Genomic DNA, 14,519 nt, shown 5'->3' with positions numbered 1-14,519 from the left:
GAAGGACGGACAACGGACCGGCAAGCCTAACAAAGCGACCGGGCGCCGCACCGTGCCGCCTTTCCCATGCCGGCGATTGCGGCGACAATCCCGGCCAGCCCGCCGGCACCGCCCATGCAAGCCTACGTCTACAAGTCCCTGCGCAAGGCCGACACCTACGTATTCCTGCGTAAGCGGGACGACTTCGCCGTGTTGCCGGAACCGGTGCGGGCACCCTTGGGCCAGTTGGCGTTCGTGCTGGCCCTGGAACTGGACGAGGGCCGCAGGCTGGCCCGTGCCGATGCCGGCGTGGTGCGCGCCAACCTGGCCGCGCGCGGCTTCCATGTCCAGTTCCCGCCTGCGCTGGCGACGGTCCCCCCGGCCGATGACTGAGTCCCGGCCCGCCGGTTCGCCCTGGCTGTGGCTGATGCTCGGCCTGGGCTTGTCGGCCCTGGCCTGGCTGGGGCCCTGGCCGGGTCTGGTCGGCGTCTGGCTGGCGCAACCCGCGTTCGCGCTCGCACTGTCCCTACATCGCGGCCTGCGGTCCGAGCGTCTGCCGCCGGCCCTGCTCAGGCGGGATCTGCTGGGCCTGGCACTGCTGTGGGGCGCAGCGATCGTCCTGCTGGCCCTGGCCACTGCCTGGCCGATGCGGGCGCTGCGGGAAACCGGTTCGCTGGCGTCCGCGTTGGGGCTTGGCAGCCTGGCCGGGCTGGCGCTGCTGGCCTTCTGGCGGGCCTGGCCGGCCTTCGGTCTGGCCGAGCGCGACGGCGCCCGCCTCGCCACTCTGGCGGCCGCCGTCGGCAGCGGCCGGCCGGAGGACGCGGGGCGAGGCTTCCTGGTGGCGCTGGCCGTGTTCCTGGTGGCCGCCGGCGGCCTGCTCCTGGCCTGGCCCGGCCTGGTGCCGGCGTCGGCGCGGCCGGCGGCCTGGCTGGGCCAGGCGCTGGTCGCCCTGCTGGCCCACGTCGCGATGGTGCACTGGGGGCGCCCGCCAGCCGCCGAACCGGCCCTGCCCACCGGCTTGCCGATCGTCGGTGACGATCAGGACGATGTGCCGCGGCCGCCCGAAGTCGAACCCGAAGATCTCGACGCGAGGCTTTACGCCGCCGCCCGCAACGGGCGGACCGAGGCTGCCCTGATGGCCCTGGACGAAGGGGCCGACCCGCATGCCCTGCCGGCGGAAGACGAGCGCGACCAGCGCACCTTGCCCATGCTGGCGGCCCTGCTGGGCGACCTGCGCCTGTTGCGCGAACTGATTGCCCGCGGCGTCGACCTCAACGAGGAGCACGCCGGGCTGACGCCCCTGCTGGCCGCCACCCGGGACAGCTGGCACGGCCGCCCCGAGGCGGTGATGACCTTGTTGGCCAACGGCGCCGACCCGCGGCGTCCTGACGCCGAAGGCAATACGCCGCTGCATCACGCCGCACGCAGCACGGACCCGGCCGTGGCCGCCTTGCTGCTGGATGCCGGCGCCCAGCTGGAAGCGCTCAATCATGAGGGCCACAGCCCCCTCGGCGTGGCTTGTGCCGCCGGCAACTGGCGTCTGGCCAGGTTCCTGATGGAGCGGGGTGCCAAGCCGGAGCCCGTCGGCGGGCAACCGGCCCTGCTGGCCGCCGCCAGCGGCGACGACGACCCGGCCGGCGTGCAGCTGCTGCTGCGGCACAAGGCCCGGGTGGACGCCCGCGGCGAACACCAGCGCACCGCCCTGTTGCAGGCCTGCGCGAACGGCAACGCCGAGATCGTCGCTGCGCTGCTGGAGGCCGGGGCCGACCGCAATGCCCGCGACGCCGACGAACTGACGCCCTTGCTGGAAGCGGCCCGCGGCGCCCATGCCGAGGTCCTGGCGCGATTGGCGCAGGCGCGCCCCGATGTCGCCGCGGTCGATGCCCAAGGCCGCAACGCGCTGATCCTGGCTGCCGAAGCCGGCGCCCCTCCCGAGTTCCTGCGTCATCTGATCGCCATGGGGGTGAACCCGGAGCAGCGTGACCACGCCGGCCGGCGTGCCCTGGAGGTGGCCTTGGGCAACGGCCGCTGGCCGCAGGTGGCGGTGCTCGACCCCACCTGGCCCTTGCCGGCCAGCGTGGCCGAAACCCTGGTCGAGGGGCGCCTGGAGAAGTCGCCCAGGGAGTTGCTGCGGGAAGCGCTGGCCGCCGGCCGGCTGGAGTCGGCCGAGGCCATGCTGCGTCTGGGCGCGGGGCCTGAAGGCCCCGCGCTGGCTTCGTTGCTGCTGGAGTTCGCCGCCGAGGGCGAAGCGGACCTGTTCGCCTGGCTGCTGCGGCACGGCGCCCGCGCCGACGCCCCGGTGGACGGGCAGGACAGCGTGCTGTTCCACCTGCTGGCGCGGGGCGGCCCGGCCATGCCGGCGCTGATGCATCTGCTCGAGATCGGCACGCCCGTCGCCGGGCGGGGCGGCCTGGCGCGCTGGCTGCGCGCCTGCCTGGTCGGCGACCACACCTTGCGCAGTCACGAGCAGATGGCCCTGGCCCTGTTGGAGCGCGGCGCGGACGCTTTCGGCGACGACGCAGGCGACCCGCCGCTGGCGCTGGCCATCCGCCTGGGTTGGGCGCGTCTTGCCGAGCGCCTGCTGGCGACCGGCGCCGACCCGAACCAGCGCGATGCCCGCGGCCTGAGTCCTTTGCATGTGGCCGCGCAACTGGGGCGCGAGAGCGCGATCCGTTTGCTTATCCGGCACGGCGCCTCGCCGGCCCTGGCGGCGCCGGACGGCCAGACCCCCCTGGGCCTGGCCCTGGCGGCGGACCGGCGCGAGCTGTGCCGCTGGCTGGAATGGCGCCGCTGGCAACTGCCGGGCCGGGCGCTGCAGCCCGCCGACCTGCCCGCGGCGGCCATGGCCGGCGACCTCGACGCGGTCGCCCGGCTGCTGGAGCTGGGACTGCCGGTGGATGCCACCGATGCCCAGGGGTGCACGGCCCTGCTGCGTGCCGCCGGAGGCGGCCACGACGAGGTGGTGGAGCTGCTGCTGCGGCATGGCGCCGACACCGGCCTGGCCGCCCGTACCGGTGCCACGCCGCTGTCGGCGGCGATCAGCATGCGGCACGTGGACGTGGTCGAGCGCTTGCTGCGGGCAGGCGCCGGCGCGGACCAGACGCTCCCGGGCGAGGTGACGCCACTGATGCTGGCTGCCGCCTTGGGGCAGCCGGAGATCATCGCCCGTCTTCTCGCCCACGGCGCCGACGTGCGGGCCCGGGACGGCCAGGGTCTTGGCGTGCTGCACTGCGCCGCCCTGCATGCCTTCTCGTCCAGGGACCGGAGCCGGGTGCTGGCGCTGCTGGACGCCTTGCTGCTGGCCGATGCCGAACCGGATGCCCGCAACGAGGCGGGCCAGACCCCGCTGCTGCTGCTGCTGGGCGCCCGGGCGGAGCCCGGCGCCACCTGCGACGAGGAGGTGCTGCTGGCGGCGATGGATCGCCTGCTGGCCGAGGGGGTGGATCTGGACGCGCGCGATGGCCGGGGCCTTGCGCCCCTGCATCTGGCCGCCCTGCACGGTTTGCCGCGGGTGGTCCAGCGCCTGTTGCGCGAGGGGGCCGACCGGCAGGCCCGCGATGCCCTGGGCCGCACACCGCACGATCTGGCGGTGCTTCGCGGTTTCGTGGACGTGGCGGCCGAGTTCGAGCCCGGCCGTTCGGGCGGGCCGCCCTCCCTGGCGAGGTTCCTGCGCGACCCGCGTTGAGGGGCGGTCGTTCCGGGGCGGGCGGGAATCCGGGAAGGGTCGGGCGACCGTCCAGACGCGTCGCAGTGCGGGTTGACATCCGCCGGGGAACCGACGATAAGAGGGGCATCTGTTGTGACACAGTTCACACTTCCGCGGGAGCGGTTCGCTCTCCGGGCGTGTCTTGCTTCCGGCTGGTCCGCGCGGCCGGAAGCGATAGGGGGTTCCGCGGAGACAATTCGGACAGGGGATGGGCTGCGATGAACGCCAAGGGGAATGGTTTCGGCGCCGGCAAGGGGAATCCGCAGGGAATCAGGCAGGGCAGGCGACCGCGGGTAGCGCCGGTCGCGAATGCCGTCAGGACGGCGCTTGCGTTTTCGGCCCTGGCCCTCGCGACCGCCGGCCCGGCCTGGGCCTGCGACATCCTGGCGCCGTCACCCGGCGACACCGTCACCTGCGACAACGCCAACTACCCGGACACCATCGACTACGGGGTGGATGACCTGACCGTCGTCGTCGGCGACGGTGTCAACCTGACCACGGTGACCCCGGCGGCGGGCGACGATGGCGTCTACCTGTACGGTGGCGGGGCGCAGGTGGTGGACGTGAGCGCCTACGCCTATGTCAGCGTCAGCGACGCCATCGGCGTCCATGTCGACAGCGGCGGCAGCGCCGACATCGGAAACGCGGGGTCGATCTACGCCTACAACGGCTCCGGCATCATCGCCGATGCGGTGGACGATGTCACCGTCACCAACACCGGAATCGTTTACGCCTACGGGAGCGGTTTCGTGTCAGGCATCGAGGCGACGTCCGACTACGGAACGGCCGCCGTCACCAACAACGGCGCGGTGTACACCTACTCGACCGGATCCTTCGCCGGCGGCATCTATGCCAACGGACGGTATGGGGCCAGTGTCGCCAACACCGGCCTGGTGGACGCCGAGGCCTACGGCAGCGCCATCGGCATGGCCGTCGTCGCCAGCGACGGTCTGGCCCAGGTGGACAACCGGGGTGGCGTGTACGCGACCAGCCGCTACTACGGAAACGCCTATGCCATCGCCGCCTACGGCCAGGAAGTCGAGGTGGGCAACAGCGGCGGCGTGAGGGCAATCGCCTTTTACGGCAATGCGGTCGGCATTGGTGCCTATGGGTATCTTGGGGTGTCGGTGACCAACGACGGCTCCGTCTATGCCGGTGCCTACTACGCTGCGACCGGCATACGGGCCTTCGGCTACGGTGACGTTGTCGTCGAGAACAACGGTTACGCCGGCGCCTATTCGTATTATGGCGGCGACGCCATCGCCATCGAGGGCCGCTCGGTCAACGGCAGCGTCACCATCATCAACACAGGCGCGGCCATCGCCGAGGCCAACGGCTCCTACGGCAATGGCATCGGCCTGTACGGCTACTCGATCTACGGCGACGTCGCCATCACCAACACCGGCGCGGCGGTCGGCAGTGCAAACGGAAGCTATGGCGTCGGTGACGGCATTTTCGCCTCCGGGGTCAACGTCAGCGTGGACAACCAGGGTGCGGCGATCGGCGAAGGCGGCTATTGGGGCGCCGGCATCGAGGTCCAGGGCGGGAACTCGGTCTACGTAAGCAACAGCGGCTATGCCTACGGAGGCGGCAGCTACTACGGCTTCGGCATCTACGCCATTGGCGGCGCCGGCGGCGCCACAGTGGCCAACTCCGGCGTTGCCGTCGGCCAGTCCTACGGTTTCGCCCACGGCATCTATGCCGAGTCCGGCGGCGACACGACGGTGACCAACGCCTATGGCGGCCTGGTGGTCGGCGGCGACGCCACCGGCAGCTTCACCGGCACGGGCATCCACGCCATGAGCTACGGCATAGATGCAACGGTGTCGGTGGACAATGCCGGCCAGGTCATCGGCCAGGGCTACTACGGGGGAACCGGCATTGAAGCGCTGGCGCTGAACGAGGGCAGCACCGCCATCGTCAGCAACAGCGGCTTCGTTTATGCCCAGCAGTACTCGAAATACGGCTACGGTGCCAACGGCATCGTTGCGGTTGGCGACGCCGGCGCCTCGATCGACAACCAGTACGGCGGCGTCGTCGTGGCGGTCTCCGGCGGTCTGGCCTACGGCGCGCTGGCCTTGTCCCAGTCCGGCGACGCCACCGTCGTCAACGCCGGCGACATCGTCGCCGTCAGCACCGACGCCAGCAAGTACTACGGCGCCTATGGCGTGGTCGCCGCCTCCGGCTACGGTTCCGCCACGGTGGACAACTCCGGGTTCGTCGGCGCCTACTCGGTCGGCTACTACCGGGCCACCGGCATTACCGCCAGCGGCCCCGCCGGCGCCACGGTAATCAATTCGGGCGAGGTCAACACCTACGGCAAGTACAGCATCGGCATCCAGGCGAACGCCGGCGACGGCATCGCGCAGGTGGACAACACCGGCCTGGTGGTCGCAGAGGGCAAGTACAGCTATGGCGCGATCGCCATCAGTTCGCTCGGCGACGCCATCGTCGGCAACGACGGTACCGTGATCGCGGACGGCTATGCGCTCGGTGCCGGCCTGCTGGCGCTCTCCACCGACGGCGACGCCAACGTGACCAATGGCGCCTACGGCTCCGTCTACGCCTATGGCGATTCCGCGGCGTTCGGCGTCTATGCCAGATCCACCTACGGCAACGCCTCGGTAAGCAACGATGGCGGGACCATCGGCGCCCAGTCCTACGGCGGAAACGCTCTTGGCATCGCCGCCGGCGGGTATACCGCCAACGTCGACAACAGTGGGCTCGTTCAGGCGGTCGGCTACTACGGCGCTACCGGCGTGGCGGTTCAGGCGCAGTCTTCGGCAGTGGTGGACAACGCCGGCAGCATCTACGCGGTCGCCTACAACGGCGACGCGACGGGTGTCCAGGCCATTGCCTACGGAAGCGTGTCCGTCCACAACTCCGGGATCATCGGGGCGGGCTCCCTCGCCTACGACGCCATCGGCATCCTGGGCTACACCGCCTACGGCGACGTCTCGGTAAGCAACGAAGGCGGCGTCCTGGCGGTTTCCAAGTACGGACTAGCCGACGGCGTGTTCGCCTACGGACAGAACGTCGTCGTGGCCAACGACGGCTACATCGGCGCCTACGGTGCCACCTGGGCCGCAGGTATCGAGGCCCAGGCGCTGGACAGCGTCGCCGTTACGGTCGGTGCCGACGGTACCATCTTCGCCTACTCCGGCCAGTACGCGATGGGCATCTACGCCTCCGGCGGCGCCGGCGGCGCCCTGGTTGAAAATGCCGGCTCGATCGAGGCCCAGGGCTACGTTGCCATGGGAATCTACGCGGATGCGGGCGGCGACGTCACGATCGGCAACAGCGGCGACATCGTCGCCGGGGAGATCACCTATTACGGCGGCTACCTGTACGGCAGCGCTCTGGGTACGGGCATACACGCCTCCAGTTACGGCGTTGACGCGGCAGTGGTCGTCAACAACAGCGGCAGTGTTTCGGCAGCGGGCTACTTCGGCGGTACCGCCATCGAGGCCATCGCGCTCAACCCGGGCGGCACCGCCAGCGTGACCAACAGCGGTACCGTCCAGGCCTACCAGTACGCCAAGTACGGCTACGGCACCGGCGGTATCGTCGCCGCCGGCGACGCCGGTGCGGGCATCGACAACAGCGGCCTGGTGGACGTGTTCTCGGGCGGGACGGCCTACGGCCTGTTGGCCTTGTCCCCTTCCGGCAATGCCAGTGTCGTCAACTCCGGTGACGTATACGTCGAATCCACCGCCTTCAAGTACTACGGTGCCTACGGCATCCTCGCCAGTTCGCAGGGCGGGACCGCCACGATCGACAACAGCGGCCTGGTGGACGTGTCCGGCAAGTACGCCTACGGCGTGCTGGCGAGCGCCTACACCGACGCCGTGGTCACCAATGCCGCCGGCGGCGCGATCAATGCCTATTCCGGCTTCAATGCCGCCTTCGGGGCGCTTGCCCTGTCGGCGACCGGCAACGTGTCGATCACCAATGCCGGCAGCATTTACACCAACGGCAGCGGCACCAGCACCAGCGTCGGCGCGTTCGGCATCTCTTCCGCCGGCGACACGCTGGTCGTCAACAGCGGCGACATCAGTGCCTACAGTTATGCGGGCATGGCTGTGGGCGCCTTGTCCCGGGCGCTTTACGGCCAGGCCACGGCCGACAACAGCGGCGACGTCTACGCATTCTCCCGGTATGGCTCGGCCTCCGGGCTGATTGCCCAGGGCGATGCGGCGATCGCCACCAATTCCGGAACGATCAGCGCCGAAGGGTATTACGGCGGCATCGGCATCTCTGCCTACGGCGTTTCCTCGGCGGCGATAGACAATGCCGGTGACGTCGGCGCGTATGCGTATGATGGGGCGGCCGTCGGTCTGTACGGCTATTCGCCCGGCGGCACGGTGGTGGTCGGCAACTCCGGCAACGTCCTCGCCTCGTCGGTGCTCGGATTGTCTATCGCGGCCCGAGCGCAGTCCGCCTACGGGAGTGCGCTGGTGGACAACGGCGGCTCGCTGGTCGCCAACGGCGTCAATGGCGCCGGCGTGGGCGCCGCCGCCATCAGCGGCGCGGGCGACGTCGGGGTGGTCAACAGTGGCAGCATCCATGCGACCTCGCTTTACGCCGACGCTTATGGCGCCTTCGCGGTCGGTGTCAGCGCTGCCATCACCAATTCCGGCGACATCACGGCGGTATCGGACAACACGGCATTTGCCGTGTACGCGGCCGGCTACTACCTGGCGTCGGTAAGCAACGCCGCGGGTGGCATCGTCTCGGCGATCAGCGATTACGGTCAGGCGGTCGGTCTGGTCGCGGTGAGCCAGTTCGGCGATGCCATCCTGGACAATGCCGGCGAGATACTGGCGGAAACGATCGGCGGCAGCGCCATCGCCGCCTACGTGGCCGGCTACGGCTCGGCACAGGTGAGCAACAGCGGCACGATCCATGCCAGCGCCGGCGATCCGTCCGGCTCGGCGGTGGGCCTGGTGGCGATCAGCGACGGCGACGTCACCGTGACCAACAGCGGCACCATCTCCGCCGACCATGACACCGTCGCGGTCGCGGTCAGCATGGTGTCCGATACCGGCGTCGCCCGCTTGTACAACAGCGGCACCATCGAAACCGGTGCGCCTGCCGGCGGCTCGATCGCCGTGCTCGGCGGCGACCAGGTAGACGAAGTGCACAACACCGGCGAGATAAACGGCGCCATCATCACCGGCGCCGGCGACGACCTGATCAACAACGCAGCCGGCGGAAGCTGGTACCTGGTCGGGCCTGGCAGCGACCTGGGAGACGGCGCGGACAACATCGACAACGCTGGCACGCTCACCATCGTATCGGGCGTACTGGAAGCCGGTGCCGGTGACGACAGCCTGTACAACGCCGGCCTGCTGGTGCTGGCCTACTCGGGTATCGATCTTGGCGATGCCGACAGCGGCAACGTCTTCGTCAACTCCGGCACGATCCAGGTCATTGGTGACAGTTACATCGACCTGGGTACGGCGGGTGGCGGCATGGCCATCGTTTCGGGCGAATCGATCTCGACGCCGCTGGCGCTCGGCCCGACCTCCGGTGCCTTGGCCAACGACGGGGTGATCAGCTTCGTGGACGGCGCGACCGACGATGTGCTGACGGTATACGGCAACTTCGGCGGCGACGGTGCCATCCACGTGGACGTCGATCTCGCCGCCGAAACCAGCGACATGCTCTATGTCGAAGGTGACATCGTGGGCAGCGATCCGCAGACCATCAACGTTTCGATCACCGAGATGCCGGCCGACCTGGACATCGGTCCGATCACGGTGGTGGTGGCCAGCGGAGATGCGGACCCGAATGCCTTCGTCGCGGGCAGCCTGACCGGATTCGAGAGCGAACTGCTCGCCTTCGGGCTGACGGTGGACCACTCGGTGGCGGGCACGGACAACCTGTTCAGCCTGGCCATCGTCGCCGACGGCCTGAGCGACGGCGGCGTCCTCGCCGCTACGGTGGCGCCGGGAGTGCATTCGCTGATAGGGACCAGTGTCGGCACCCTTCGCCAGCGCGTCGGCGTTCTGCCGACGCTGGACGGGATGAACGGGCTCGGACCCTGGGTGCGCTGGTTCGACAGCGATGGTGATGTCCGCCCCACCGGCAGCGGTTTCGCAGCCGGCGAGAATCTCGGGTTCTCGCAGCAGTCCGATGGTATCGAGATCGGCATGAACTTCACGGTCGGCCACGGCTTCCATTACGGCGTGCTGCTGGGCAAGGCCGACGGCCGGCGTGGACTGGCCGGGGGTTCCGGCAGCGATCAGACCGACCTGGACAGCGCAGGCCTCTATGCCACCTGGTTGCGCGGCGATTTCTATTTCGACGCGTCGTGGCGCTGGATGGACTTCGAGTCCCGCCTGCGTACGGCGACCGCCAGCTACCAGACCAGCGGCAATGCCAGGGCATTCAACCTGGAGGCGGGCTACACCGGCTGGAAGGTCGGCGCCATGACCCTGGTGCCTCAGATCCAGTACACCCGCATCCGCATAGACAACATGGATCCGGTGGCCGGCACATTGACCGAGGCCAGGCTGGACGGCGGTGATTCCGAGCGCTTGCGCGTCGGCCTGGGGCTCGAGCACAGTTTCCTTACCGGCAACGGTATTCGGCTCACGCCCTACGGCAGCCTGAGCGCCATACACGAGTCGGATGGCCGCAGCAGCTTCATCGTCAACGGCGACCCGACGCTGGCGGGCAGCGTGGAAGCGGATGGCACGACCGGCCAGCTCGAACTCGGCATCGGCGTGCAAAAGGGCGGCTGGTCGCTGACCGGCGGCGTCAACTGGAATGATGGCGGCGCGGTGGACAGCACATTCGGCGGCCAGCTAGTGGTGCGCTGGACCTGGTGACGGAATCCGGCGTGGCGACCGTGGAGGTCGCCGCGCCGCCGCCAGGGATGGGAGAAGACAGGCTGGAGCAGGACGTGGCAAGAAAGAAGAGCGATGGGGAAGACCTCCGCGACCAGACCGGCCCGGAGCAGGAACTGGAATCCGGGCTTCAGACGGTCGGCGCGGAAGCCCCGCCGGCGGCATCCGGCGCTTCGTCGCAAGCCCAGGCGCCCAAGGATCTGACCAAGCTCAACGTACAGAAGGCCTGTTCGCGCGGCCTGGCCGGGTGGCTGGCCATGAATCGGGTATCGCTGGCGATCACTTCGTACCAGACCGGCCGCATCTATCTGGTCGGCAGCGATCAGCAGGGACGGGTTTCGTTCTTCGAGCGCATTTTCGAGCGTGCCATGGGCGTGGTCGGCAACGCCCAGCGCATCTACCTGGGCGGGCTGTACCAGGTCTGGCGGTTCGAAAACGTGCTGAGGCCGAACGAGACCGTTCATGGCCGCTTCGACAAGTGCTACGTGCCGCGCAATGCCCAGACGATCGGCGATCTGGACATCCACGAGTTGGGCATACGCAAGGACGGCAGGGTGGTGTTCGTGAACACCAAATACTCCTGCCTGGCCGAGCTGAGCCTGACCCACAGCTTCAAGGCGATCTGGAAGCCGAAGTTCATCAGCAAGCTCGCCCCGGAAGACCGCTGCCATCTCAACGGCCTGGCAATGGTGGACGGTCGGCCGAAGTACGTTACGGCGGTTTGCCGTAGCGACACCGTCGACGGCTGGCGCGACCGGCGCCGCGACGGCGGCGTGGTGATCGACGTCGAAACCGACGAGATCGTCTGCGAGGGGCTGTCCATGCCGCACTCGCCGCGCTGGGCCAACGGCCGGCTATGGGTGCTCAATGCCGGCACCGGACACCTGGGCTGGGTGGACCTGGAGAAGAAGAAGTTCGTACCGCTGGCCTTCGTGCCGGGCTTCGCCCGCGGCCTGTCTATCGCCGGCAATGTGGCAGCAGTCGGCCTGTCCAAGCCGCGCAACCAGCGCTTCGAGGGCCTGGATCTGGATGAGGAGCTGCGTAAGCGCGATGCCGAGCCGTGGTGCGGTGTGCAGATCGTTTCGTTGGCCAACGGCGACGTGCTCAACTGGATCCGTTTCGATGGCGACATAAGCGAGGTGTTCGACGTGTGCTTCCTGCCAAACGTCCGCAACCCGATGCTGATCGGTCTGCGTACACCGGAGATCCGCGACCTCATCACCTTCGAGTCGGCGATCCCGGCGGCTGCCCCCGCTGCGGCGGAGGCCGGCGCATGAGCCGGGTGTGGTTGTCGCTGGCCGGGCTGATGCTGGCGCTGCCGCTTGTGGCGATCGGCCAGGAGCAGCCGGTGCGTGCCGACCAGCACCCCGGCGACGCGGTATTCAAGCGCTGGGATGCCGACGGCAACGGCGTGCTGTCGCAGCAAGAGTTCCGCAGGGGCTGGGACACGTTGCGGCAGCGTGCGGCAGTCACCCGTCTGCGCGCCCAGTTCGAGCGGGTGGACCGCAACGACGACGGTGCCATCGATGACCAAGAGTACCGCGGGCTGTTGCTGGTGCGCCGGGCTGGCGACCAGGCTCCGCCGCTGTCGCGCTTCGACGGCAACAAGGACGGCAGGCTGCAATTCGACGAGTACGTTTCGATGGTCCGGCAGATGGGACCGGTGCCGGCAGGCACCGCGGGGAAGGATTCGCCAGAATGAGTTTCGAGATCATCCCGGTCTGGAAGCAGGTCACGCCCGAACTCAAACAGGAGCTGCGCGAGTTCTGGGAGCGCAACAGGGCGCTGGCCAGCGGCGAACAGGCGGACATGCGCGCGGACCAGGCGGTCTGCATCGGTCGGGACGAGAACGGCAGGGTGTGCGCGGTGGGTACTGCGGTGCTGCGGATCCTGCCGCGGCTGAGGCAGCCGACCTACTACTACCGGCAGTTCTTCGACCCTTCCAAGCGCGGCCAGCACCAGACGGTGCCGTTCGTGCGACGGGTTTGTGAGGTGCTCCAGGCATGGAATGCCGCCCAGGCCGAGCCGGAAGCCATCGGTGTACTGGCCGAGTTGCAGAACCGCATGTTGTCCGGCCGTTACGCCACCGCCCAGGTGCCCGAAGCCGGCTTCACCTTCATCGGCTACTCGCCGCGCGGATTTCCGCTGTTCGTTTCCTATTTCGAGGGTGCGGTGCTGAAGCCGCCTGCGCCGCTGCGCCGTACCCGCCAACCAGGCGCTGCCGTCGGCAACGTCCAGCATTGACGCTACACAACGGGGACAAGGGGATACCGAAATGAAACTGAAGATGAGCCTGCTTAGCGCCGCCATTCTGCCGGTGCTTGCCCTGGTCGCGCTGCCGGCGTTCGCCGGCGAGGCGCGTCCGGCCACGCCAGCCGCCAAGGCCGCCGCTGCCGCGCGCGCCCAGGCGCTTCTCGACGGAGCCGGTACCGGACGCGTGCATCGCGCGGTCGGCGACGAGTTCTCGGCGCAGATCCAGTCGGTGATCATAGACGACGACGGTACCGAGCATGTGCGCTTCAATCGTGTCTGGAGCAATGGCCTGCCGGTGATTGGCGGCGACTTCGTGGTCCATGCGCGCGGTGGCGAGCTGGTCGGCATCAGCCAGACCCTGGACACCGCCCGGCGTCCGGCCGGCACCCGTGCCGCCTTCGGCCGCAGCTACGCCGTCAACGCGGCGCGCGGCGCATTCGGCCTGCGCGTGCAGGGCACACCCAGCGCCCGTCAGGTCGTCTATGCCCGCGGCGGCATCGAACCGGTTCTGGCGCACGAGGTCGTCCTGCGCGGCATGCGGAGTGACCAGACGCCGACCGAAATGCATTACATCGTCAGTGCCCAGGACGGTCGTTTGCTGGACAAATGGGATGCCATCCATGTCGCCCGTCCCGGTCGCGACAAAAACACCTGCGCCACCGGCACGCCGGCCAGCGGTACCGGCCATGGCATCACCGTCGGCACGGTGAGCGTGGATACCGCCGACTGCGGTTCGAACTACCAGCTCAAGGACCTGGTTCGCGGCGGCGGCAGCACCAACAACATGGGCATGCGCACCGCCGGCATGGGCACCGTCTTCGCCGATGCCGACAATGTCTGGGGCAACGGCACGGTGTCCAGTTCCCAGTCCGCCGGCGCCGAGGCCCATTACGGCATCGCGACGACCTGGGACTATTTCCTGGACGAGCACGGCCGGCTTGGTATCGCCGATGACGGCGTCGGCGCGGTCGCCCGCGTCCACTACGGCCGCAACTACGTCAACGCCTTCTGGAGCGATGCCTGCTTCTGCATGACCTTCGGCGACGGCGACAACGGCGTGAACTACTACCCCTTGACCGTGCTGGACGTGGCGGCCCACGAGATGACCCACGGGGTGACCAGCCGGACCGCCAACCTGATCTATAGCGGCGAATCCGGTGGCCTGAACGAGGCGACCTCGGACATCTTCGCCGCCATGGTCGAGTATTACGCCAACAATGCCAGCGATCCGGGCGATTATCTCATCGGCGAGGAGTTCATCGTCGGCAATCCCGGCAATCTGGCCCTGCGCTACATGTTCAAGCCAAGCCTGGATGGTCGTTCGTACGACTGTTACGTCTCTGGCATGGGCTCGGACGACGTGCACTACACATCCGGCGTCGCCAACCACTTCTTCTACCTGCTGGCGGAAGGCGCCGTGGTGCCGGCCGGGTTCGGCGCCGGCACGGCCGACGACCTGAGCCCGGCCGACCTGGTCTGCAACGGCAACACCGCGCTGACCGGCATCGGCCGCGAGAAGGCCGGCAAGATCTGGTACCGCGCCCTGACGGTCTACATGACCTCGTCCACCAACTACGCCCAGGCCCGCACCGCCACCATTCAGGCGGCAACGGACCTGTACGGCAACACCTCGGCCGAGGCCAATGCCGTCGCCGCCGCCTGGTCGGCCGTGGGTGTGAACTGACCGGTCGTCAGGCTTCAGTACGCATCGAAGGGCGCCTGCGGGC

General features: G+C 68.9%; 7 protein-coding genes. All 7 read left to right on the top strand.

The annotated features are described in order from the left end of the window. Positions 1-114: 114 nt before the first annotated feature. Positions 115-372: a YcgL domain-containing protein gene (locus tag F0415_RS08145; RefSeq protein WP_149860718.1), complete on the top strand. Its 258-nt coding sequence runs from the start codon at positions 115-117 to the stop codon at positions 370-372. Next, entirely contained in the window at positions 365-3,664 is a 3,300-nt protein-coding gene (locus F0415_RS08140; protein WP_149860717.1) for an ankyrin repeat domain-containing protein, read from the top strand. Before F0415_RS08145 ends, F0415_RS08140 begins: the two co-directional genes overlap by 8 nt. Positions 3,665-3,903: 239 nt before the next feature. Continuing rightward, positions 3,904-10,521, top strand: a complete 6,618-nt coding sequence (locus F0415_RS08135; RefSeq protein WP_149860716.1) for a hypothetical protein — start codon at positions 3,904-3,906, stop codon at positions 10,519-10,521. A gap of 11 nt (positions 10,522-10,532) precedes the next feature. After that, complete coding sequence (locus F0415_RS08130) at positions 10,533-11,816, top strand: TIGR03032 family protein (protein WP_246149919.1); 1,284 nt, start codon at positions 10,533-10,535, stop codon at positions 11,814-11,816. Beyond that, positions 11,813-12,241 (top strand): EF-hand domain-containing protein, encoded by a 429-nt coding sequence (locus F0415_RS08125; RefSeq protein WP_149860715.1) that lies wholly within the window; start codon positions 11,813-11,815, stop codon positions 12,239-12,241. Before F0415_RS08130 ends, F0415_RS08125 begins: the two co-directional genes overlap by 4 nt. Further along, the gene (locus tag F0415_RS08120) at positions 12,238-12,783 is read left to right on the top strand and encodes a hypothetical protein (RefSeq protein WP_149860714.1); all 546 of its coding nucleotides are present in this window, start codon (positions 12,238-12,240) and stop codon (positions 12,781-12,783) included. The genes F0415_RS08125 and F0415_RS08120 overlap by 4 nt, the downstream gene beginning before the upstream one ends. A 37-nt stretch (positions 12,784-12,820) precedes the next feature. Next, positions 12,821-14,476 carry a M4 family metallopeptidase gene (locus tag F0415_RS08115; RefSeq protein ID WP_425457843.1) on the top strand — a complete coding sequence of 552 codons (1,656 nt, stop codon included), beginning with the start codon at positions 12,821-12,823 and terminating at the stop codon, positions 14,474-14,476. Positions 14,477-14,519: the final 43 nt, after the last annotated feature.

This window comes from Arenimonas fontis (genome assembly GCF_008386465.1).
GTDB classification, from domain to species: domain Bacteria; phylum Pseudomonadota; class Gammaproteobacteria; order Xanthomonadales; family Xanthomonadaceae; genus Arenimonas; species Arenimonas fontis.
This window is presented reverse-complemented; position numbering and strand designations above follow the sequence as displayed.